19 protein-coding genes are annotated in these 20518 nt (G+C 67.0%); 6 read left to right on the top strand and 13 right to left on the bottom strand.

From position 1 onward, the window contains the following. The 7 genes from serA to phoB all read right to left on the bottom strand — a co-directional run. On the bottom strand, positions 1–1077 hold a 1077-nt coding region (gene serA / locus RT697_RS08785; RefSeq protein WP_313698194.1), incomplete at its 3' end, for a phosphoglycerate dehydrogenase. A 108-nt stretch (positions 1078–1185) separates the two neighbouring features. Beyond that, complete coding sequence (locus RT697_RS08780; protein WP_313698192.1) at positions 1186–1644, bottom strand: DUF411 domain-containing protein; 459 nt, start codon at positions 1642–1644, stop codon at positions 1186–1188. 52 nt (positions 1645–1696) lie between these two features. After that, positions 1697–2182: a plastocyanin/azurin family copper-binding protein gene (locus tag RT697_RS08775; RefSeq protein WP_409517413.1), complete on the bottom strand. Its 486-nt coding sequence runs from the start codon at positions 2180–2182 to the stop codon at positions 1697–1699. A 73-nt stretch (positions 2183–2255) separates the two neighbouring features. Further along, positions 2256–3644, bottom strand: coding sequence for a heavy metal sensor histidine kinase (locus RT697_RS08770; RefSeq protein WP_409517414.1), 1389 nt, complete (start codon positions 3642–3644; stop codon positions 2256–2258). After that, positions 3644–4336: a heavy metal response regulator transcription factor gene (locus RT697_RS08765; RefSeq protein ID WP_313698189.1), complete on the bottom strand. Its 693-nt coding sequence runs from the start codon at positions 4334–4336 to the stop codon at positions 3644–3646. The genes RT697_RS08770 and RT697_RS08765 overlap by 1 nt, the downstream gene beginning before the upstream one ends. A 53-nt stretch (positions 4337–4389) precedes the next feature. Next, positions 4390–5697 carry a phosphate regulon sensor histidine kinase PhoR gene (gene phoR, locus RT697_RS08760; RefSeq protein ID WP_313698187.1) on the bottom strand — a complete coding sequence of 436 codons (1308 nt, stop codon included), beginning with the start codon at positions 5695–5697 and terminating at the stop codon, positions 4390–4392. 12 nt (positions 5698–5709) lie between these two features. After that, entirely contained in the window at positions 5710–6408 is a 699-nt protein-coding gene (phoB, locus tag RT697_RS08755; RefSeq protein WP_006227196.1) for a phosphate regulon transcriptional regulator PhoB, read from the bottom strand. A 162-nt stretch (positions 6409–6570) separates the two neighbouring features. Between phoB and ubiE the strand changes: the two genes are divergently transcribed. The 6 genes from ubiE (at position 6571) to RT697_RS08725 (ending at position 12475) form a co-directional block, all read left to right on the top strand. Further along, entirely contained in the window at positions 6571–7338 is a 768-nt protein-coding gene (gene ubiE / locus RT697_RS08750) for a bifunctional demethylmenaquinone methyltransferase/2-methoxy-6-polyprenyl-1,4-benzoquinol methylase UbiE (protein WP_313698185.1), read from the top strand. Between the two features lie 177 nt (positions 7339–7515). After that, on the top strand, positions 7516–8529 hold the full coding sequence (locus RT697_RS08745) for a TIM44-like domain-containing protein (RefSeq protein ID WP_313698183.1): 1014 nt from the start codon (positions 7516–7518) through the stop codon (positions 8527–8529). A 181-nt stretch (positions 8530–8710) separates the two neighbouring features. After that, complete coding sequence (locus RT697_RS08740) at positions 8711–9349, top strand: SCP2 domain-containing protein (protein WP_313698181.1); 639 nt, start codon at positions 8711–8713, stop codon at positions 9347–9349. A 3-nt stretch (positions 9350–9352) separates the two neighbouring features. After that, on the top strand, positions 9353–10906 hold the full coding sequence (gene ubiB / locus RT697_RS08735; RefSeq protein ID WP_105237180.1) for a ubiquinone biosynthesis regulatory protein kinase UbiB: 1554 nt from the start codon (positions 9353–9355) through the stop codon (positions 10904–10906). 182 nt (positions 10907–11088) lie between these two features. Next, positions 11089–11967 (top strand): ferritin-like domain-containing protein, encoded by an 879-nt coding sequence (locus RT697_RS08730; RefSeq protein WP_313698179.1) that lies wholly within the window; start codon positions 11089–11091, stop codon positions 11965–11967. A 19-nt stretch (positions 11968–11986) separates the two neighbouring features. Then, entirely contained in the window at positions 11987–12475 is a 489-nt protein-coding gene (locus tag RT697_RS08725) for an adenylyltransferase/cytidyltransferase family protein (RefSeq protein ID WP_313698177.1), read from the top strand. A 645-nt stretch (positions 12476–13120) separates the two neighbouring features. Here RT697_RS08725 and RT697_RS08720 read toward each other — a convergent pair. The 6 genes from RT697_RS08720 to RT697_RS08695 all read right to left on the bottom strand — a co-directional run bounded on the left by RT697_RS08720 (position 13121) and on the right by RT697_RS08695 (position 20182). Further along, a complete protein-coding gene (locus RT697_RS08720) occupies positions 13121–14452 on the bottom strand; it encodes a TolC family outer membrane protein (protein WP_313698175.1) in 1332 nt (443 codons plus the stop codon). Between the two features lie 80 nt (positions 14453–14532). Next, positions 14533–15213, bottom strand: a complete 681-nt coding sequence (locus RT697_RS08715; RefSeq protein ID WP_191579260.1) for a protein-L-isoaspartate O-methyltransferase family protein — start codon at positions 15211–15213, stop codon at positions 14533–14535. A 100-nt stretch (positions 15214–15313) separates the two neighbouring features. Further along, entirely contained in the window at positions 15314–16156 is an 843-nt protein-coding gene (gene thiD, locus RT697_RS08710; protein ID WP_313698172.1) for a bifunctional hydroxymethylpyrimidine kinase/phosphomethylpyrimidine kinase, read from the bottom strand. Further along, positions 16153–16956 carry a thiazole synthase gene (locus RT697_RS08705; RefSeq protein WP_056564704.1) on the bottom strand — a complete coding sequence of 268 codons (804 nt, stop codon included), beginning with the start codon at positions 16954–16956 and terminating at the stop codon, positions 16153–16155. Before RT697_RS08705 ends, thiD begins: the two co-directional genes overlap by 4 nt. Positions 16957–17095: 139 nt before the next feature. Further along, complete coding sequence (locus tag RT697_RS08700) at positions 17096–17962, bottom strand: cobalamin-binding protein (RefSeq protein ID WP_313698245.1); 867 nt, start codon at positions 17960–17962, stop codon at positions 17096–17098. A gap of 174 nt (positions 17963–18136) precedes the next feature. After that, complete coding sequence (locus tag RT697_RS08695; RefSeq protein WP_313698170.1) at positions 18137–20182, bottom strand: TonB-dependent receptor; 2046 nt, start codon at positions 20180–20182, stop codon at positions 18137–18139. Positions 20183–20518: the final 336 nt, after the last annotated feature.

The raw sequence follows: 20518 nt of genomic DNA, 5'->3' as shown, positions 1-20518 counted from the left end.
GCTGACGATGTTCAGGCCGTGCTGCGCCATCAGGTTGTCCAGCGCGCCCAGCGCTCCGGGGGCGTTGCGGTGCACGTGCAGGATGCGGGTGCCGCCGGCCTGTTCCAGATACGGCAGTTCGGGGAAGTTGACCGCGCCCTTGGTGGTGCCGGCCTGCAGGAAGCGCACGAGCTTTTCGGCAACTTCGCGGCCGATGTTCTCTTGGGATTCCTGCGTGCTGCCGCCGATGTGCGGGGTCAGGATGACGTTGGGCATGCCGATCAGCGGGCTGGCCAGCGGTTCGTCGGCGCTCTTGGGTTCGGTGGGGAACACGTCCAGCGCGGCGCCGGCGAGGTGACCGGATTTCAGCGCCGCGTGCAGCGCGTCGATGTCCACGACCGCGCCGCGCGAGGCGTTGATCAGGATGGCGCCGCGGCGCATGCGGCCGATGGTCTCGGCGTTCATGATGTTTTCGGTGGACTTGCCGCCGGGCACGTGCAGCGTCACGACATCGGCCTGTTCCAGCAGGTCGTTCAGCGTGCCGGCGGGGCGGGCGTTGCCCAGCGGCAGCTTGGCCTCGACGTCGTGATAGATGACGCGCATGCCCAGGCTTTCGGCCAGGGTGCTGATCTGCGAGCCGATGTTGCCGTACCCGACGATGCCCAGCGTCTTGCCGCGCGTCTCAAACGCGCCCGCAGCGCTCTTGTCCCAGTGGCCCTGATGGACCCGGGCGTTCTTTTCGGGGATCCGGCGCAGCAGCAGGATGGCCTCGCCCAGCACCAGCTCGGCGACCGAGCGCGTGTTGGAGAACGGCGCGTTGAAGACCGGGATGCCGCGCTGCATGGCGGTGTCCAGGTCGACCTGGTTCGTGCCGATGCAGAAGCATCCGACGACACGCAGGTCGGGGTTGCCGGACAGCAGGGCAGCGTCCAGATGCGTGCGAGAACGGATCCCCGCCACTTGCACGCCGCGCAGGGCGTCGTGCAATTGCGCCGGCGGCAGGGCCGCGGCATGCGTGACGATATCGGTGTAGCCGGCGGCCTCGAAGACGGCGCGGGCGCTCGGGTGGATGTTCTCGAACAGGACGATTTGTGCCATGACTGCCAAGGGGTTGGTGAGAAACGCAATTATTTATTGTGGACCATTTTTGCTGCAGTGCAAGGAGTAGCCATTGAGGCGGTGTGGGTGAATTGTTTCAAGCGCGCGCTAGCGATAGGCCTGGAACACCTTGGCGCCGCCGCGCTTGTCGACCAGCACCACGTCGTGCGGCGTCTTGCGCCCGCCGTACTCCGGGCCGTCCATGCCCGGCGATCCCAGCGGCATGCCGGGGGCGGAAAGACCCGCCGCGTCGGGCTTTTCGAGCAGCAGCCGGCGCACGTCGCTGGCCGGCACGTGGCCTTCGACCGCGTAGCCGTCCACCATCGCGGTGTGGCAGGAACCGTAGTTGGCCATGCCCGCGTTGCGGCGGATGGGGCCGGTGTCGTCGACGTCGTGCGTGACGACGTCAAAGCCGTTGTCGCGCATGTGCTTGACCCAGTCTTCGCAGCAGCCGCAGGTGGGCGTCTTCCAGACTTCGACTTTCACGGTGGCCTGCGCGGCCGCGATGGCGGGGGCGCCGAGGACGGCGGCAAGGACCAGGCAGCGTGTGAGACGGGCAATGTTCATGATGCTCCAGGCGGAAAATGTTTGTTCAAAGGATACGCCGGCGCGGAGGGCGTCACAGCACCGACACCGCGCCCTTCATCCCGGCGGCATAGTGGCCGGGCTCCAGGCAGCCAAACGACACCGTGCCCGCCGTGTCAAAGCGCCACACGATCTGGCCGCTTTTGCCGGCTTCCAGCGACACGGCATTGGGTTCCTCGTGCCGCATGCCGGGATCTTTCATCATCATGGCGTAGTGCGCCTGCAGATCGGCATCGGTGCCAAGCACGAGCTCATGCCGGATCTTGCCGGAGTTGCGCACGTTCAGCCGGACGGTTTCGCCGGCCTTGACGTCGATGGCGGCGGGCGAAAAGCGCATGGCGTCGTTCATGTCGATCTCGACCGTGCGCGTGACGCGGGCCGGATCGCCCGGCGTGCCGATGGGCGCCGCGGCGGACGGCTGGGCGTGGCCGCCATGCGCGTGATCGCCCGCGGCCAGCGCCGCGCCGGACAGCATGAGCGCCAGGGCGGCAAACGAGGTGCGTAGCAGAGTGCCTTTCACGAGAATCCTTGCAGAGGGAATGAGCGTGATGGCACTTTAGAAAACCGGGGGTGACCCGATCCTGTCGCGCAGATTACGTTTTTGTAATGTTCGCGTTTGCTGCGGGATCCTTCAGCGTGATGCCGACGACGGTGCCGGTGATGTCGGACACCGCATCGACCTCGCCGCCATGCATGTGCGCAATGGCGCGCACGATGGCCAGGCCCAGGCCGTGGCCTTCGCTGCGCGGGGCGCGCGTCGGGCCGGCGCGGAAAAAGCGGTCGAAGATGCGCGGCAGGTCCGCGGCGGGAATGGGCGGGCCCGGGTTGCGGACCGTGACCCGCGCGCCGGCGGCGGTGCGCGTGCAGGTCAGCAAGATCTCGCCGCCGGGCGGCGTGGCCTTGATGGCATTGGAAATCAGGTTGGCCAGCGCGCGTCGCGCGAGTCCCCGGTTGGCGGCCACGGTGGCGTCGCCCTCGCAGCGCAGCTGCACGCCGTGTTCCTCCAGCGTGGCTTCGTAGTATTCCGCGACGCGCCGCGCTTCCGCGGCCAGCGACACCGGCGCCAGATCGGCCGCGCGTTCGCCGCGGTCTGCGCGGGCGAGGAACAGCATGTCGTTGACCAGCGTCTTCAGGTCTTCCAGCTCTTCCAGGTTGGATTCCAGCGCGTCGCGCAGCTCGGCGGCGTCGCGCGGCGCGGACAGCATGACCTGCGTGCCATTGATGAGCGTCGCCAGCGGCGTGCGCAGTTCGTGCGCCACATCGGCATTGAACCCCTCCATCTGCTGGTAGGCCGCCTGCAGCCGGTCCAGCGTGCGGTTGAAGGAGCGCACCAGATCGTGCAGTTCGCGGTCGGTGTCTTCCAGCGGCAGGCGGCGCGCCAGGTTGTCGGGCTGGATGTCTGCCGCCTGCCCGGACAGCCGGCGCGCGGGCGCCATGCTGCGCCGCACGGCCCAGGCTGCCAGGACGACGGTGGCGCCTACCCACAGCGCGCAGATCAGCGCGAGGGCTGTGCCGTAGGCATACAGAAACTGCGAACTGGTTCGCGTGCTGACCGCCACCGTCAACTGCGCGCCGGGCAGGATGCGATCGTTCATCGCAACGCGCAGGCCGCGCATGCGGCCGCCATCGGGCGTCTCAAGCAGGACCTGGCGGCCGTCCGGCGACGCCAGCGTCTCGGGCGGGGCGCCGCCGTAGACGGCCTTGCCCTGCGCGTCCTCGATCCAGATGCCAAGTTGGCCCTGCCCCGCGCGCATCTGGTCGAACGTGGCCGCCAGATCGTGCAGGCCGCTGGCGCTGTTCTGCATGTCGATCAGGTGGTCGATGAGCTCGAGCTTGCCGCTGACTTCGGTGATCTCCTGGCGCTCGACCTCGCGCTTGAGCGCCCAGAACAGGGTGGCCCCGGCAAGGCTTGAGACCAGCAGCGCGATGGCGCCCAACAGCAGCGTCAGCCGCGCCTGCATGGACCGCACGCGCGGGCGGATCATCGGGGACTGCCGCCCGGGGCGTCGCGCGACTCCAGCACATACCCCATGCCGCGCACGGTGTGCAGCAGTTTCGTGTCGAAGGGATCGTCCAGTTTGCCGCGCAGGCGCCGCACGGCGACGTCGATGACGTTGGTGTCGCTGTCGAAGTTCATGTCCCAGACCTGTTCGGCCAGGGTGGTGCGTGACAGCACCTGACCTTGTCTGCGCAGCAGCAGCGCCAGCAGGCTGAACTCCTTGGCGGTCAGGTCCAGGCGGTGGCCGCCGCGCTGGGCGCGCCTGCTGGCAAGATCCAGCTCCAGGTCGGCCAGGCGCAGCAGCGTGGGTTCCTGCGAGCGGCCGCGGCGCAGCAACGCCTGCACCCGCGCCAGCAGCTCGGAAAAGGCGAAGGGTTTGACGAGGTAGTCGTCGGCGCCGCCCTCCAGGCCGCGGACCCGGTCTTCCACCGCGTCGCGGGCGGTCAGCATCAGGATCGGCGTGTCCTTTTGCGCGCGCACCGAGGCCAGGACCTCGAAGCCGTCCACGCCAGGCAGCATGACGTCCAGCACGATGAGGTCGTACGCGCCCTCCAAGGCCAGATGGCGACCGTCCACGCCGTCGCGCGCCACGTCCACGACATGGCTTTGTTCCGACAGTCCCTTTTTCAGGTAGTCGGCCAGTTTGGGTTCGTCTTCAATGACCAGGATGCGCATGGCCAAAAATTTACCACCCGCAGAGCGTCGTCAGGCGCCCGCGCGGGTGGGAATCAGGCCGTTTCGGCGATGGCGATGCGGTCGGCGGGAAAGCGCAGCGAGAAGACGCTGCCCTTGCCGGGTTCGCTGGTGATGAGCAGTTCGGCGTCGTGCCGCATGGCGATGTGCTTGGTGATCGCCAGGCCCAATCCCGTGCCGCCGACGGCGCGCGACCGGCCCCGGTCCACGCGGTAGAAGCGTTCGGTCAGGCGCGGCAGATGGCGCGCCGGAATGCCGATGCCCGTGTCCTGCACGCTGTAGCACGCGCCGCCTTCGGGCTCGCGTTCCCAGCGCACGGTGATGGTGCCGCCGTCCGGCGTGTAGCGCACGGCGTTGGTCAGCAGGTTGGACAGGGCTGAGGTCAGCTCGTTTTCGGCGCCCAGCACGTCCAGGGATTCGTCGATGTGCCAGACCAGTTCGTGCCGGCCGCCCGACAGCGCCTCGATCTGCTGGCGTGCCTTCTGCAGCAGCGCGCCCATGTTGACCGCGCGCGGATCGCTGCCCGGCGACGATTCCAGGGTGGACAGCGTCAGCAGGTCTTCCACGATGGCCTGCATGCGGTGCGCCTGCTCGTGCATCATGTCGATGTACTGCTCGCGCTGCTCTTGCGGCAGGGCGTCGTCGGGCATGTCGCGCAGCGTTTCCAGAAAGCCCGCCAGCACCGTCAGCGGCGTGCGCAGTTCGTGCGAGACGTTGGCGACGAAATCGCGGCGCGTGGTTTCCAGGCGTTCGATCTGCGTGACGTCGCGGGTGATGAGCAGGCGCTGGTTGCTGGCGTAGGCCGTCAACTGCATCATCATCAGCCGTTCCTGGCCCTGCTGCCCCAGCCGCACCAGGATGGGTTCGGGCCAGGACGGGCGATGCGCGTATTCCACGAATTCGGGCGCGCGCAGCAGATTCAGAAGGTTATGTCCCCGATCTGCCGGCAGCCGCAGGCCCAGATGCTGGCGCGCCATGCGGTTGCACCAGTCGATCTGAAAATCTTCGTTCAGCGTGACGGCGCCATCGGGCAGGGCCTGGGCGGCAGCCAGCATCCCTTGCATGGTGTCGCGGGTTTCAGCCAGTTCACGCGCGCGGGCGCGGGTGTACCGATAGAGCGGAGCAAGAATGTCGTCCCAGGGACCGACGGAGGCGGGCGGGGCGGAGTCGGGTTGATTGGCCCAGCGGGAGACCAGCGTCAGCCGCCAGCTGCGCCACAACAGCATGACGGTCAGCGAGGCCGAAAACACGATCCAGCCCGTGGGGTCTCCAATGAGCCATTGCGCCAATAAGGCAACCACCGCCCACAGGGCGACAAATATAAGCGTGCGCAGCCAGATCATCGTGCGCTAGTTTTACCGCGTGGGGAGCTGTGCCGTAAACCGATAGCCGCTGCCGCGGACCGTTTCCACGTGCGCGTCATGGCCGCTGGGTTCCAGGGCCTTGCGCAGGCGGCGGATGTGCACGTCGACCGTGCGCTCTTCCACGAAGACGTGGTCGCCCCAGACCTGATCCAGCAGCTGCGAGCGGGAGAACACGCGCTCGGGGTGCGTCATGAAGAAATGGAGCAGGCGGAATTCGGTGGGACCGATCTGCAGGGACTGGCTGTTGCCCGACAGGCGATGCGTCACCGGATCGAGCTTCAGGCCGCCGACGTCGATGACGTCGTCAGTCAGCTGCGGCGCGCGGCGGCGCAGCACGGCCTTGATGCGGGCCATCAGCTCCTTGGGCGAGAAGGGCTTGGTGATGTAGTCGTCGGCGCCGGCCTCCAGGCCGTCCACCTTGTCCTGCTCGGAGCCCTTGGCGGTCAGCATAATGACCGGGACGGCGCGGGTGCGCTCGTCGTTGCGCAGCTTGCGCGCCATGGCCAGGCCGGAGGTTCCCGGGAGCATCCAATCCAGCAGGATCAGATCGGGAAGTTCGGCGCGGATCAGCGTCTGGGCCTGGTCGGCGTCGAAGGCGCGCAGCACCTTGTGGCCGGCGAAGGACAGGTTGACGGCGATCAGTTCCTGGATGGCGGGTTCGTCTTCGACGACGAGGATGGTGCTGGACATATCGAATTGGGCACACTTCTGAGCGCCGGCGCGGCGCGAACATTGCGATAGTATGGCCGCAATATTTCAGGTATGTGACCGCAGCGCGTCATTCGGCGGGTCCGGCTCGCCGCAGGCGCGCGCCCGATAGGCTACCATTGACCGATATATCGGGAATTCACCATGCAAAACCCCTCCGAATCGCAACAATCCGGCTCGACCTCCACGCACTTCGGCTTTCAATCGGTCCCCGAAGGCGAAAAGGCCCACAAGGTCGCCGAAGTCTTCCATTCAGTCGCCCAGCGCTACGACGTCATGAACGATTTCATGTCGGCGGGCCTGCATCGCGTCTGGAAGGCCTTCACCATCGGCCGCGCCGCCATCCGCCCCGGCATGAAGGTCCTGGACATCGCCGGCGGCACGGGCGATCTGGCGCGCGCCTTCGCCAAGCGCGCCGGCCCCACGGGCGAGGTCTGGCTGACCGACATCAACGATTCCATGCTGCGCGTGGGCCGTGACCGCCTGACCGACTCTGGCCTGCTGGTGCCCACCGCGGTGTGCGACGCCGAGCGCCTGCCGTTCCCCACCGGTTATTTCGACCGCGTCAGCGTGGCCTTCGGGCTGCGCAACATGACCCACAAGGACCGCGCCCTGGCCGAAATGACCCGCGTGCTCAAACCGGGCGGCAAGCTGCTCGTTCTGGAGTTCTCGCGCATCGCCAAGCCGCTGTCCCCGGCGTACGACTGGTATTCCTTCAACGTGCTGCCGTGGCTGGGCAAGAAGATCGCCAAGGACGAGGCCAGCTATCGTTACCTGGCCGAATCCATCCGCATGCACCCCGACCAGGAGACCCTGGCCGACATGCTGCGCACCGCCGGCCTGGAGCGGGTGCAATATTTCAACCTGACAGCCGGCATCGCCGCGCTGCACGAAGGCGTTCGCCTGGGCTGACGCCCGGCGACCACGGCGAGTTTCGCCGTCCCGCGGGGAACTTGTGGGGCGGCGGCTTGTCCGTTATTCTTACGCCATTCAGATTACTGTAAGAAAAGTCGCGCAGATGGTCTCGCGTATTGCGAGGCCCTCCCGTTGCTCGGGGCAGCGGGGGCGCGAGTACGAGGGAGCAAACCTATGTCCAAATTCTGTCTTTCGCGCTTTGTCGCGGCAGCGCTCATCGCCGTTTCGGGCGCCGCGCTGGTGACGGCGTCGTTTGACGCCGAAGCCCGTCGCGCCGGCGGCGGCTCCAGCGTGGGCCGTCAATCCTCCAACGTCACGACGCAGCGGCAGGCCACGACGCCGCCGGCTGCCAACAGCAACACCGCGGGCGCCACCGCCGCACCGGCAGCCGCCGGCGCCGCCACGGCAGGCGCAGCGGGCGCCGCCGCCAAGAGCGGCGCTTCGCGTTGGCTGGGCCCCATCGCCGGCATCGCCGCCGGTCTGGGTATCGCCGCGCTGCTCTCCAGCATGGGCTTGTCGGGCGCGTTCCTGGAATTCCTGTCGTCCGCGCTGCTGATCGCCGCCGTCGTCTTCGCCGTCATGTTCATCATCCGCCGCCTGCGTGGCGCCGGTCCGCGCACTGCCACCCAGGGCGCATTCGGCGGCAACAACAATGCCTCGGGCCAGCAACAGCAGCCGATGTGGCGTGAATCGCTGAAGCCGGGCGCCGCCGCACCCGCAGCGGCAGCCGCCGCGCCGGTGGCCGCCGCTCCCATCGAGCCGCCGGCCGTTCTGCCCAAGGCGGGCGATGACAACAACTGGTTCGTGCCGGGCGATTTCGACACGCCGGCCTTCCTGAAGCAAGCCAAGGACCAGTTCGTCCGCATCCAGGCTGTCTGGGACAGCGGCAGCACCGACGGTCTGCGTGAATTCCTGACCGACGACCTGATCACCGAACTCAAGCCGCAACTGGCTGAGCGCGGCGCGGCGCCCAACAAGACCGAAGTGGTCCTGCTGAACGCCGAGATGCTGGGCATCGAAACCGTTTCCGACGGTCACCTGGCCAGCGTGCGCTTCTCCGGCATGCTGCGCGAGGCCCCGGGCGCGGAGGCTTTCCGCTTCGAAGAAGTCTGGAACCTGTTCAAGCCGGCCAATGGCGGCTGGTTGCTGGCCGGCATCCAGCAGATCCCGGTGGAACACGCCAGCTAATCCCTGGCGGTCCGGCTCGACCGGCCCTCTGCCGCGGACGCCGTCACGGCGTCCGCATGAACCGGCCCCCAAAGGGCCGGTTTTTCATGTGTCTTCCGCAAAACAGGCTCTCATCTAACCCGTTACACTCCCGATTTACCCATCAACTTCGGCAAGCCCTCCCGGGTCCTTGCAACCGCCCATGCTGCCTTTTTCGTTCCTGCCCACCCCGAAGCGCCTGGCCGTCAGCGCCCTCAACGCCCTGTTGCGGCGCGAGGATTGGGCGCGCGAACGCCTGGCGCGGCATGCCGGCAAGACGGTGCGTTTCGTCATGGGCGGATTCACGCTGGGCCTGTCCATCGATAGCGACGGGCTGGCCGACCAGGCCGACCCGGCCGTGGTGCCCGACGTCGCGCTGACCGTATCGCCCGACAAGCTGCCGTTGCCGCGTCTGGGCGCCGGGCACGAGAAGCCCGATTTCGCGGAGGCCACACATATTTCTGGCGATGCGGCGCTGGCGCAGGTGGTGGCGGATCTGTCCAAGCAGTTGCGGTGGGATCCGGAAGACGCGCTCGCCCGTTTGGTGGGCGACATCGCCGCGCTGCGCATCGTGGGCGGCGCGCGCGCGGTGGCCGGCGGGGCTCGCAATGCGGGTCAGCGGCTGGCCGAGAATGTCTCTGAATATCTGTCCGAAGAAAGCGGCGTGCTGGCGGGCCGTCCGGCGCTGGAGCAATGGCGCCTGGACCTGGCCGACCTGAACGCGCGCGCCGATGCGCTGGCGCGGTCGGCGGCGGCGCTGCAAACCCGTCTGGCCTCGGCCGGCGCAAAGCGGGGCGCCTGATCCATGTTCCCCTTGCTGCGCCTCTTTCGCATCATCGTCGTCTCGCTGCGCTACGGCCTGGACGAGCTTGTCCTGTCCAGCCTGAATCACCCGCTGGCCACCTGCCTGCTGCGCGTCATGCGCCTGGGCACGCGTCCGCGCTCGCCGCGCGGCCAGCGGCTGCGTCTGGCGCTGGAGTCGCTGGGTCCCATCTTTGTGAAGTTCGGGCAGGTGCTGTCCACCCGCCGCGACCTGATTCCCGCCGACATCGCCAATGAACTGGCGTTGCTGCAGGACCGAGTGCCGCCGTTCCCGTCCGCGCAGGCGGCTGCCTGCATCGAGGCGGCGCTGGGCGCACCGCCAGAAAAGCTGTTCGCGCAGTTCGACGTGGACCCGGTGGCGTCGGCGTCCATCGCGCAGGTCCACTTCGCGGTGCTGCACGATGGCCGTGAGGTCGCCGTCAAGGTGCTCCGTCCGGGCATGCTCAGCATCATCGAAAAGGACATGTCGCTCTTGAAGGTCGTGGCGCGCATCATCGAGCGCCTGGGCGCCGACGGCCGCCGCCTGAAGCCGCGCGAAGTTGTGGCGGAATTCGACAAGTATCTGCACGACGAGCTGGACCTGGTGCGCGAGGCCTCCAATTGCAGCCAGCTGCGCCGCAATTTCGGCCCGGAATCCGGCCGCGGCGACATGCTGATCGTGCCCGAGGTGATCTGGGAATACACGGCCTCCACCGTCTTCACGATGCAGCGCATGTATGGCATGCCGGTGGGCCAGGTGGAGCGCATGCGCGAGGCCGGCATCGACATTCCGACGCTGGCGCGCACCGGCGTGGAGATCTTCTTCACGCAGGTGTTCACCGACGGCTTCTTCCACGCCGACATGCACCCGGGCAACATCTACGTGTCGGACCGCCCCGGCACGTTGGGCAGCTATATCGCGCTGGACTTTGGCATCGTGGGCTCGCTGTCGGAGTTCGACAAGAATTACCTGGCGCAGAATTTCCTGGCCTTCTTCCACCGCGACTATCGCCGCGTGGCGCAACTGCATATCGAGTCGGGTTGGGTGCCGCCCGATACGCGCGAAGAAGAGCTGGAGGGCGCGGTGCGCGCCGTCTGCGAACCGTATTTTGACCGGCCGTTGTCGGAGATCTCGCTGGGGCAGGTGCTGCTGCGGCTCTTCCAGACCTCGCGCCGTTTCAACGTTGAAATCCAGCCGCAGCTGGTCCTGTTGCAGAAGACCCTGCTGAACGTCGAGGGACTGGGCCGTCAGCTCGATCCCAACCTCGATCTCTGGAAGACCGCCAAGCCCTATCTGGAACGCTGGATGCGTCAGCGTGTCGGATTCAAGGGCCTGCGGCAAAGCCTGGAAAAAGAGGCCGTGCAGTGGTCGCAAATGCTGCCCGCGCTGCCCAGGCTGGTCCATGACCATCTGAGCCGACCCAATGTCTCGCCGGCGATGCTGGCCGAGATGATGCAGTTACGCCGCGCACAAGAGCAGAACAACCGGCTGGTTGCAGCGCTGGTTGGCGTGCTGGCGCTGGCGGTCGGGGTCGCGATATGGGCGTTGACCCGATAGGCGGCGCGATGATCTAGACCTTACTGTCATGTTTCATTCATGAAACGGTCATCATAGCTTCGCGGGAGACGGCGAAAAATAGCGCTGCGCAAAGTGGCATGCAGCGCCCGAGCCTATAAGAACGCGCGCGCCATTCATCAATTTTCATAGCCCCACTAGCGGGACGAATACAAGGGCAGACAATGCTTTATCCTGAACTCTTCAAAACCATGGAAGCGGTGCGCTGGAACATGGCGCATGACATTCCTTGGGGCGATTTCGACCGCAGCAAGCTCTCGGACGAGCAAGCCCACACGATCAAGATGAACGCGATCACGGAGTGGGCGGCGCTGCCGGCCACCGAGATGTTCCTGCGCGACAACCGCGGCGACAGCGATTTCTGCGCGTTCATGTCGGTGTGGTTCTTTGAAGAGCAAAAACACTCGCTGGTGCTGATCGAGTACCTGCGCCGGTTCTGCCCGGATCTGGTGCCGACCGAAGAAGAGCTGCACAACGTGCGCTTCGAATTCGACAAGGCCCCGGAACTTGAAACGCTGATGCTGCATTTCTGCGGCGAGGTCCGACTGAACCACTGGTACCGCCGTGCGGCCGAATGGCACACGGAGCCGGTGATCAAGGCGATCTACAAGACGGTGGCGCAGGACGAAGCGCGCCACGCCGGCGCCTATCTGCAATACATGCGCCGCGCGCTGCATGACCGCGGGCAGGACACGAGCGCAGAGGCGCGTGTTGCATTCTCGAAGATCGGGGTGCTGATGGCGTCGGCGGGCCGCACGCAGCAGGCGCTGCACCCGACCAATCTGCACGTGAACAAGGATCTGTTCCCGAACGATACGGTGCAGTCGCGCCTGCCGGAGCCGGGCTGGCTGGAGCACTGGCTGGATACGCAGATCCGCTTTGACGGGGTGTGGGAGCAGAAGGTGGCGACGCGGATTCTGCACATCCTGTCCAAGCTGATGGACCGCAGCTTTGAGACGGTGAAGGACCTGAACCGCTACCGGAAGGAAGTGTCGGCGCTGATCGTGCCGAAGGAAAAAGAGATCATCCTGGGCGGCGCCTGATCCCTCCTATAATCGCCGCATGCCTGCCGCCCGCTTCGAATCCAAGGTCCTGTCCCGCGACGAACTCGTCGCTGCCGTTGCTGCTGGCCGCTATCCGCGGCCGCTGGTGTTCACGAATGGGGTGTTCGACATCCTGCATCGCGGGCACGCGACTTATCTGGATCAGGCGGCGCAGTTGGGGGCGACGCTGATTGTCGCCGTGAATACCGATGAGTCGGTGCGGCTGCTGGGGAAGGGGTCGGAGCGGCCCTTGAACCGGATGGAAGATCGGGCGGCGTTGCTGGCGGCGTTGGGGTTTGTGTCGGTGGTGACGTCGTTTTCCGAGGATACGCCTGAGGCATTGATCGGGGAGCTTCGGCCTGATCTGATCGTCAAGGGTGGCGATTACGACATGGAGACGTTGCCGGAGACGGCGCTGGTGAAGAGCTGGGGGGGGCGTGCCGTTGCGATTCCCTTTGAGTTTGAGCGGTCTACTACGGCGTTGGTGAAGAAGATTCAGGGCGGGTGATGGCGTTGGATTTGTCTATCGGATGAATGGAAAGGCGGCTTTTTTGGGCCGCCTTTTTTTTTGTGGTTCTGGGGGCGGCTTTGCCGTAGGGCTTCGTAGGGTGTGGCGTAGATCTTCGTGGGGCGTGCCGTGGGGCTTCGTAGGTTGTGCCGCGGATCTGCGTGGGGCGTGCCGTAGATATTCGTAGGTTGTGCCGTAGATCTTTGTAGGTCGCCCGGCGCCGCGGTCCCCGTGGGCACGATCGCCCACGATTGCGGTCCGGAGCCTTCGCTCCGGACTGCCCCTTCGTCATCTTCGTCCGCCTTCGGCTCCCTTCAGATTCCCTCGGGCGCATCGACGGCGCTCGCGCCCACGGGGACCACGACGCCGTGCTACGAGGGTCTTTGGTTTGTGGCGCTGCAAGACCTGTGTGCGGGGTAGGGAATCTGCGGGGCCGCCGGGTTGCTGCCGCCCGGACGGCGGCAACCCGGCGTTGGGTCGGAGGGGCGTCGTGGCGGGGTGCGCTCGCGCGCTGGCGGGGGAGCGATCGGAAGTCGAGGTGTCTGACTCCCTGAAGTCGAGGTGTCTGACACCCCAAGAGATGACCTTCAATTCAAGGAGATGCTCCCGGGTGTCTGACACCGGTCGCATGACCCGCACCGCCCCTCAGCGCGGCGTTTGCAGCAGCCGGTTGATCGCTTCCAGGTCCGATTCCGCCAAGATGCCGCTGGTGGCCTTCAAACGCAGGCCCGAGAGCACCGTGCTGTAGCGCGCCAGCGCCAGGTCGCGTTGAGTAGCGTAGAGCTGCTGCTGGGCGTTCAGGACGTCCAGGTTGATGCGCACGCCGACCTCGTAGCCGGTGCGGTTGGCTTCGACGGCGGCGCGGCTGGATTTTTCGCCGGCCTCCAGGGCCTGGATGCGGGCCAGGCCGCTGGTGACGCCGGTGTAGTACTGGCGCGTGGCCTGGACGGCCTGGCGGCGGGCGGTTTCGAAGTCGTAGCGGGCTTTTTGTTCCAACTCGACCTTTTCCGTGACTTGCGAGGACACGCCGCCGCCGGAGTAGAGGGGGATGGAGAGGACCACGCCGATCGTGTTGTCGATGGGCTTGCCGGGGGCGGCGTTGCGCATGACGGCGTCGCTGGCGCTGCCGCTGGTGGCGCGCAGGTTCAGAGTGGGGTAGTGGCCGCTCTTGGCGATCTGGATTTCGCGGCCGGCGATGCGGGTCAGGAGTTGTGCGCGCAGGACTTCGAGGCTGGAGCTTGCGGCCTGGTTGCTCCAGTCTGCGATGCGGGCTGGCTGGGGGGCGGGCAGTTGCACGCCGTAGGGCAGTTCGGCCAGCGCGCCGGGCTGTGTGCCGATGATCTTGGCGAGTTCGTCGCGGCGCACTTCCAGGTCGTTCTGCAGGCGCAGTTCCTGGGCGACGACGAGGTCGTAGCGCGACTGGGCCTCGTACGTGTCGGTGATGGTGGCGTTGCCGAGCTCGAAGTTGCGCTTGGCGGATTCAAGCTGGCCGGCGACGGCGGTTTTTTCGGCTTCGGTGGCGGTCAGGGTGTCCTGGGCATACAGGACGTTGAAGTAGGCGTCCGCAACGCGCAAGAGGAGGTCTTGATAGGCCTGCTGCAGCTGGACTTCGACGTCGGCGACGATGAGCTTGGACTGCTCGAAGTTCTGCCAGCGACCCCAGTCGAAGAGCGGCTGGGTGAGCGCCAGGTCCCACACGCCGCGGCCGCCGCTGTAGGCGTAGGACAGGCCGCGGGTGCTGCGGGTTTCCTGGTAGGCGCCGCCGGCTTCGGCGGTGATCAGGGGCATCAGCAGCGCGCGGGCCTGGGGTTCTTTTTCTAGGCCGGCGCGGTAGTTGGCGCGCGCGGCGGCGTAGGTGGGGTCATTGCCCAGCGCGGCCTGCCAGACCTGGACCAGGTTCTGGGCGGACGCAGTCAGCGGGCCGGCACTTGCGGCGCAGGTGAAAACCAGTAAAGCCGTAAGTGATCGGACGCGCATGATCTTTCAACGATACGCCGGGCCGCCGGACGTGACGCCGGCCCCATGGGGGCCGGGCGGAAGGCGGCGAGGTCGCGGAGTTAGAACTTGAACTGCGACACCGTGACGCCGCGCAACGGCTTGATGACCGTTTCGAAGAGCTTGACGGTTTCGAAGCTGGCGGCGGTGGTGCGGGTGATGCGACAGGCCGTCATGATGGGGGTCTGGCCGACCACCACGACAAGGCGGCCGCCCACGCGCAGCTGGTACTTCAGCGCGTCCGGCACGACCGGCACGGAACCGGTGACCAGGATGGCGTCGTATTCGGTGGAGCCCCAGCCATTGCGGGCGTCGCCGGTTTCGACCTTGACGTTGGTGACGTTGTTCATCTGCAGGTTCTGCTGCGCGAAGGTCACCAGGCGGCTGTCGATTTCGACGGAGGTGACCTGTTGCGCCAGGTAGCCCAGGAGGGCGGCCTGGTAGCCGGAGCCGGTGCCGATTTCGAGCACACAGTCGGACTTGGTCAGCAGCAGTTCCTGCGCGAGACGGGCTTCGACCTTGGGAGCGAGCATGGTCTGGCGCGTGTTGACCGCGTTGATCTCGAGCGGAAGCTCCAGGTCGGAAAACGCCAGGCCACGCAGGGCCGGCGGAACGAATTGTTCGCGGCGCACATCGAACAGCGCTTGCAGCACGTTGGCGTCCAGGACGTCCCACGGGCGGATCTGCTGTTCCACCATATTGAAGCGGGCTTGTTCTACGTCGGGCAGGGTCGAAGCGTTCATGACGGTCAGAAAAAACAGAGGAATCAACGGGCCATTGTACCGATTCGTAGCGTCCTGTGACGGCGCGCCCGTGCGGCAGATGTTTCAGGCCGACGGACGCTTACCACCAGCCGTGGAAATGGTGGACCGGGCCGTGGCCTGAGCCGACCGACAGGCGCTCGGCGTGGCGGATGGCTTCGGTCAGATAGGCCTTGGCGCGCTTGGCGGATTCTGGTACGTCCCCGATTTGCGGCAACAGCGCCGCCAGCGCGGCCGACAGCGTGCAGCCGGTGCCGTGCGTATTGGCGGTGTCGATGCGGTGGCCGGGCAGTTCGATCATGCGGTCGCCGTCGTGCAGCAGGTCGATGGTTTCGCTGCCGGGCAGGTGTCCGCCCTTGACGAGCACCCAGCGTTCGCCGGAATGCGCCAGCTTGTTGCGCAGGCGTTCGGCGACGCGACGCATTTCCTTGACGGTCTCGACGGGACGCTCTTCGAGCAGCACGCCGGCTTCGGGAAGATTGGGCGTGAGCAGGGTGGTCAGGGGCAGCATGGCTTCGCGCATGGCGCCGACGGCGTCGTTCTCGAGCAGCAGGTCGCCGCTCTTGGCGACCATGACGGGGTCCAGCACGATGTGCGCGGGCGTCCATTTGGCGAGCTTTTCGGCCACGACCTCGATGACCGGGCGCTGGCCCAGCATGCCGATCTTGACCGCATCGATGCGCACGTCGGTGAACAGCGTGTCGATCTGCAGGCCGACGAAGGCGGGCGGCACAGGCGAGATGCCGGTCACGCCCTGGGTGCTCTGCGCGGTGAGGGCGGCGATGATGGCGCAGCCGTAGGCGCCCAGCGCGCTCATGGCCTTGACGTCGGCCAGGATGCCGGCGCCGCCGGAGGGGTCGACGCCGGCGATGGTCAGCGCGTTGGGGATGGGACGGCCGCTGGCGGCCGGCTGGCGGGAATTCATTTCGCGGGACCGCCGGTGATGAGGCCTTCGGTGGGCGAGCTGGGCGCGCCGCTGTACAGCTTCTTGGGCATGCGGCCGGCCAGGAAGGCCTCGCGGCCGCTTTCGACACCCTTTTTCATGGCGCTGGCCATCAGGATGGGGTCGCGCGCGCCGGCGATGGCGGTGTTCATCAGCACGGCGTCGCAGCCCAGTTCCATGGCGATGGCGGCGTCGGACGCGGTGCCCACGCCGGCGTCGACCACGACCGGCACGCGGGCCTGGTCGATGATGAGGCGCAGGTTCCAGGGATTCAGGATGCCCATGCCCGAGCCGATCAGCGAGGCGAGCGGCATGACGGCCACGGCGCCCATGTCTTCGAGCATGCGGCACTGGATGGGGTCGTCGGTGCAATAGACCATGACCTTGAAGCCTTCATCGACCAGCGTCTTGGTGGCCTTGAGGGTTTCGGGCATGTTGGGGAACAGCGTGTGCGGGTCGCCCAGCACTTCGAGCTTCACGAGGTCGTGGCCGTCGAGCAGTTCGCGGGCGAGACGCAGCGTGCGCACGGCGTCGTCGGCGGAGTAGCAGCCGGCGGTGTTGGGCAGCAGCGTGAATTTCGAGGTGGGGACGTAGTCCAGCAGGTTCGGCTCACCGGCGTTCTGGCCGATGTTGGTGCGGCGGATGGCGACGGTGACGATTTCCGTGCCGCTGGCGTCCAGGGCCGCGCGGGTCTGTTCGAAGTCCTTGTACTTGCCGGTTCCGACGAGCAGGCGCGATGAATAGGCGCGGCCGGCGATGGTGAGAGTGTCTTGTGTGGTCATGGCGGTGCTTCAAAGGGCGGGCGCGCACGATGCGAGGCCCGCGGGGGACTGGCTGGCTGATGCCGAATGATAAAGCAGTCCGCAGGAGGGCAGGGCCGGGTGCTGGCCCGCGCGTTCCACTATTTGCGGATCGCGCGCGTCAGCGCACCCGGTCCAGGTCGGCGCAGAGGGTCTCGGCCGCGTCGATCAGGCGGGGACCGGGCCGGTACAGGGCGTCGGCATTGACGCCATAGATGTGGCCATTGCGCGCTGCCGGCAGCCCCATCGCCTGCCAGGCGGCCAGGTTCCTGGCCGTGTCTTCCGGACGCGAGACGCCGGCCAGCACGGCCTCGGGCCGGGCGGCCAGCACGCCTTCCAGCGTGACCTGCGGGGCCACGATGGGCGCCTGGCCGAAGACGTTGACGCCGCCGCACAGCCGCAGCGCGTCGCTGACGATGCTGCTGTCGTTCAGGGTGTAGATGGGATCCAGGCCGGCCTGGACGAATACCCGCACCGGGCGGCGGCCCGCGTAGCGCGTCTTGAGGGCATCGAGCCGTGTGCGCATGTCCTGCGCGGCGGCCCGCGCGATGGGCTCGGTGCCGAACAGTTGGCCCATGCGCTCGACCGCGCCGGGGATGGCGGCGAGCGTCAGCGGATCGCTGTAGAAGACGGGAACGCCCAGCTTGTCCATCACGCGCGTCAGCGGTTCGGCGGCGGACGGTTGCCAGGCGATCAGCAGATCGGGGCGGGCGGCGGCGACGCGCTCGGCGTCCGGCTGCGTGCCGTCGCCGATGACGGGCAGCGCACGGGCCGCGGCCGGGTAGTCGCTGCCCATCACCGTGCCCACGATGAACCCGCCTGCGCCGGCGGCGTAGATGAGTTCGGTGGCATGGGGCGCCAGCGTGACCGCGCGTCGGGCGGGAGCGTCCAGCGCGACCGTCCGGCCGCGGTCATCCTGGACCTGGATGACGGGGGCGCCGTGGGCCAGCAGCGGAGACAGCGCCAGGGTCAATGCCAATATCGGCATCAACGTCGGCGCCGGCGTCAGGGTCAATTTCAGCGCAACGCCGGCAGTCGTCAGGACGCGTTGAAAGATCATGCGGCGGCTCCGTCAGGTGGGCACAAATGTAGAAAAGGGCCTGCGCGGACCCTGAACCTCAACAAAGGCTCAGACCGGCAGGCCCTGTCCGCCAGGCGGCAATCAGTAGCGTAGCGTGAGCGACGCGTAGAAGTTGCGGCCGGGGGCGGGGTACAGGCTGTAGTTGGCGACGGGACCCAGCATCTCGAACGAGGCGTTGCCGCCGCGGATGCCGTACGTGGCGTACTGGCGGTCGAAGATGTTGTTCACGCCCACCGCGCCTTCGATGTTGCGGGTGAACTTGTACGCGACCTTGGTGTTGAACAGCACGTAGGCGTCCAGCTCCTTGTCGAACTGGTTGGCCTGGTCGTTGTCCATGCGCGACTTGCCGACGTATTGCGCCGACACGTTCCACAGGAACGCATCGGTGGGGCGCCAGGTCACGCCGGCGTTGGCCAGCCACTTGGGCGCCAGCGGCACGGTCTTGCCGGCCAGGTCCACGCCGGCGTAGGTGCCGGAGCGGAACTGCGCTTCCATCCAGGTCAGGTTGGCGTCCACGCTGACGCTGCTGGACAGCGCGGTGTGGCCTTCAAGCTCGATGCCCTGGCGGCGGGTCGGATCCAGGTTGGTGTTGGCGCCGGTGCCCGGACCCCACAGGCCGTCGGCCAGCGGGTTGTACTGGATCTCGTTGGTCAGGTCATAGCGGAAGTACGACAGGCGCGCGCTGCTGCTGGCCGACTGCCAGGTGACGCCGATTTCCTTGTCGGTGGACGTCTGCGGAGCCAGGGGCGACTGGACCGACAGCAGTTCGTCGGCGTTGGGCAGACGGAAGCTGCGGCCGACCTTGCCGTACACGCCAAAGCCGCCGGACAGGTCCTGGCGCACGCCCAGCTGCCAGGCGGTCAGGTGGTGGCTGCTGTCGGACGGCGTGCCCGAGCCCGAAATCACTTCCAGGTCGTCGGACGCGTACTGGCGGCGCACGCCCGCCGTGATGTAGGTGCTGTCGGTGGCGCGGATCTGGCCTTCGGCAAAGAGGCCGTACTGATGCTGGCGCGACTGCCACTTCGACGGTTCGAAGTCGTAGTAGGCGTTCTGGTCGGCGGTGGTCTTGGCTTCCTGCGCATCGGCGCCGAAGACGACGCTGTGGCCGCCGTTGATCGGCAGGCGGTAGCGCACGCTGGCGATGTTCTCTTCCAGCTTCTGGTCGCGCAGCGTGTCGCCGAAACCGTCGTAGGTCAGGCCGCTGAGCTTCTTTTCGCGGGTCGACAGGTCCGAATACAGCACGCCGGCGCCGATGGCCTGCTCGAGTTGCAGACCGAACGTGGTGGTCGTGGTCTTGACGTAGTCGACGTCGTTCTTCGAGCCGCGCGGATCGTCCTCGAATTGGTTAACGCCCGTGAACGGGTTGATCGAGCGGGGGCCGGGCAGTTCCAGCTTCTGCGTGGTCGTGCGGCCGTACAGGCGGATCGAGCCGTCGTCGTGGCGGAAGGTGATGCCGCCGCCGCCGCCTTCGCGGCGCTCGCCACTGTTGTCGCGGTAGCCGTTGCTGTGCAGCGACTGCATGTAGGCGTCCACGCCCACCTTTTCGTTGTTCATCGCGACCGCGGCGTCGTACTGGCGCAGGCCGTAGCTGCCGAAGGTGGCGGTGGCGCGTGCGGTGACCGGTTCCTTGGCGAAATCGGAGCGGGTGATGATGTTGATCACGCCGCCGGTGGTGCCGCCGCCGTATTGCACGGAGCCGCTGCCGCGCACGATTTCAATGCGTTCGACCTGGTCCAGCGGCACCACGCCCAGGCTGGGCGCCGACAGGTCGTTGGTGTTCTGCTTGACGCCGTCGATCAGGATCAACGTGTTGCTGGCGCCGGTGATGCCGAAGCCGCGCAGGTCGACGATGGCGTTGTCGCTGGAGCTGGTGGTGTTGATCAGGTTGATGCCGGCCTGCGTGGACAGCAGGTCCTGCATGGTGCGGGCGCTGCTGGCCGCGATGTCCTCGGCGGTGATCACCGAGATCGACACCGGCAGCGTGCGGCCGTCGGTGGGCACGCGCTGGGCGGTGACGGTGATGCTGTCGAGTTCGGACGTGGCGGGAGCGGTTTGCTGGGCGGCGGCGATGGCCGGAGCGGAACAGAGCAGGGCGCCGGCATAGCGCCGGATGGAGCGGGCTTTCATCTACAAGACCTCGGTGCAGCCCGCGACCCCGCAGGCCATTCACGATGGGAAGGATGCCGGCGCGCCGGGCGGGCCGAAAGGCCGGGCGGCGGGGAACAGGCATCCTGACGAGCGAACAGGCCGGTATCGGGCTGCCATGGGCGCCAGGCGCGCATGGGGACCGTTGCGGGGGCAGCACAGGCTGGACTGGCGGCGCTGCGGCGGCCTAGCGGGCGGCGCGGCACTGCGGGGGCGTCTTCCTGTTTCCCGTTTATCTTTCGCTCGCGGCGGGCAAGTGTTGCGTCCTTGCCCAACCTGATGCGCCGAAAGCACCGGTTCGGGGCCGAAACTGTATCA

Origin of the sequence: Achromobacter sp., assembly GCF_032113835.1 — a bacterium.
Lineage (GTDB): Bacteria > Pseudomonadota > Gammaproteobacteria > Burkholderiales > Burkholderiaceae_B > Achromobacter.
Note: the sequence above shows the minus strand (reverse complement) of the source record. Positions and strands in the feature narration are given on the sequence as shown.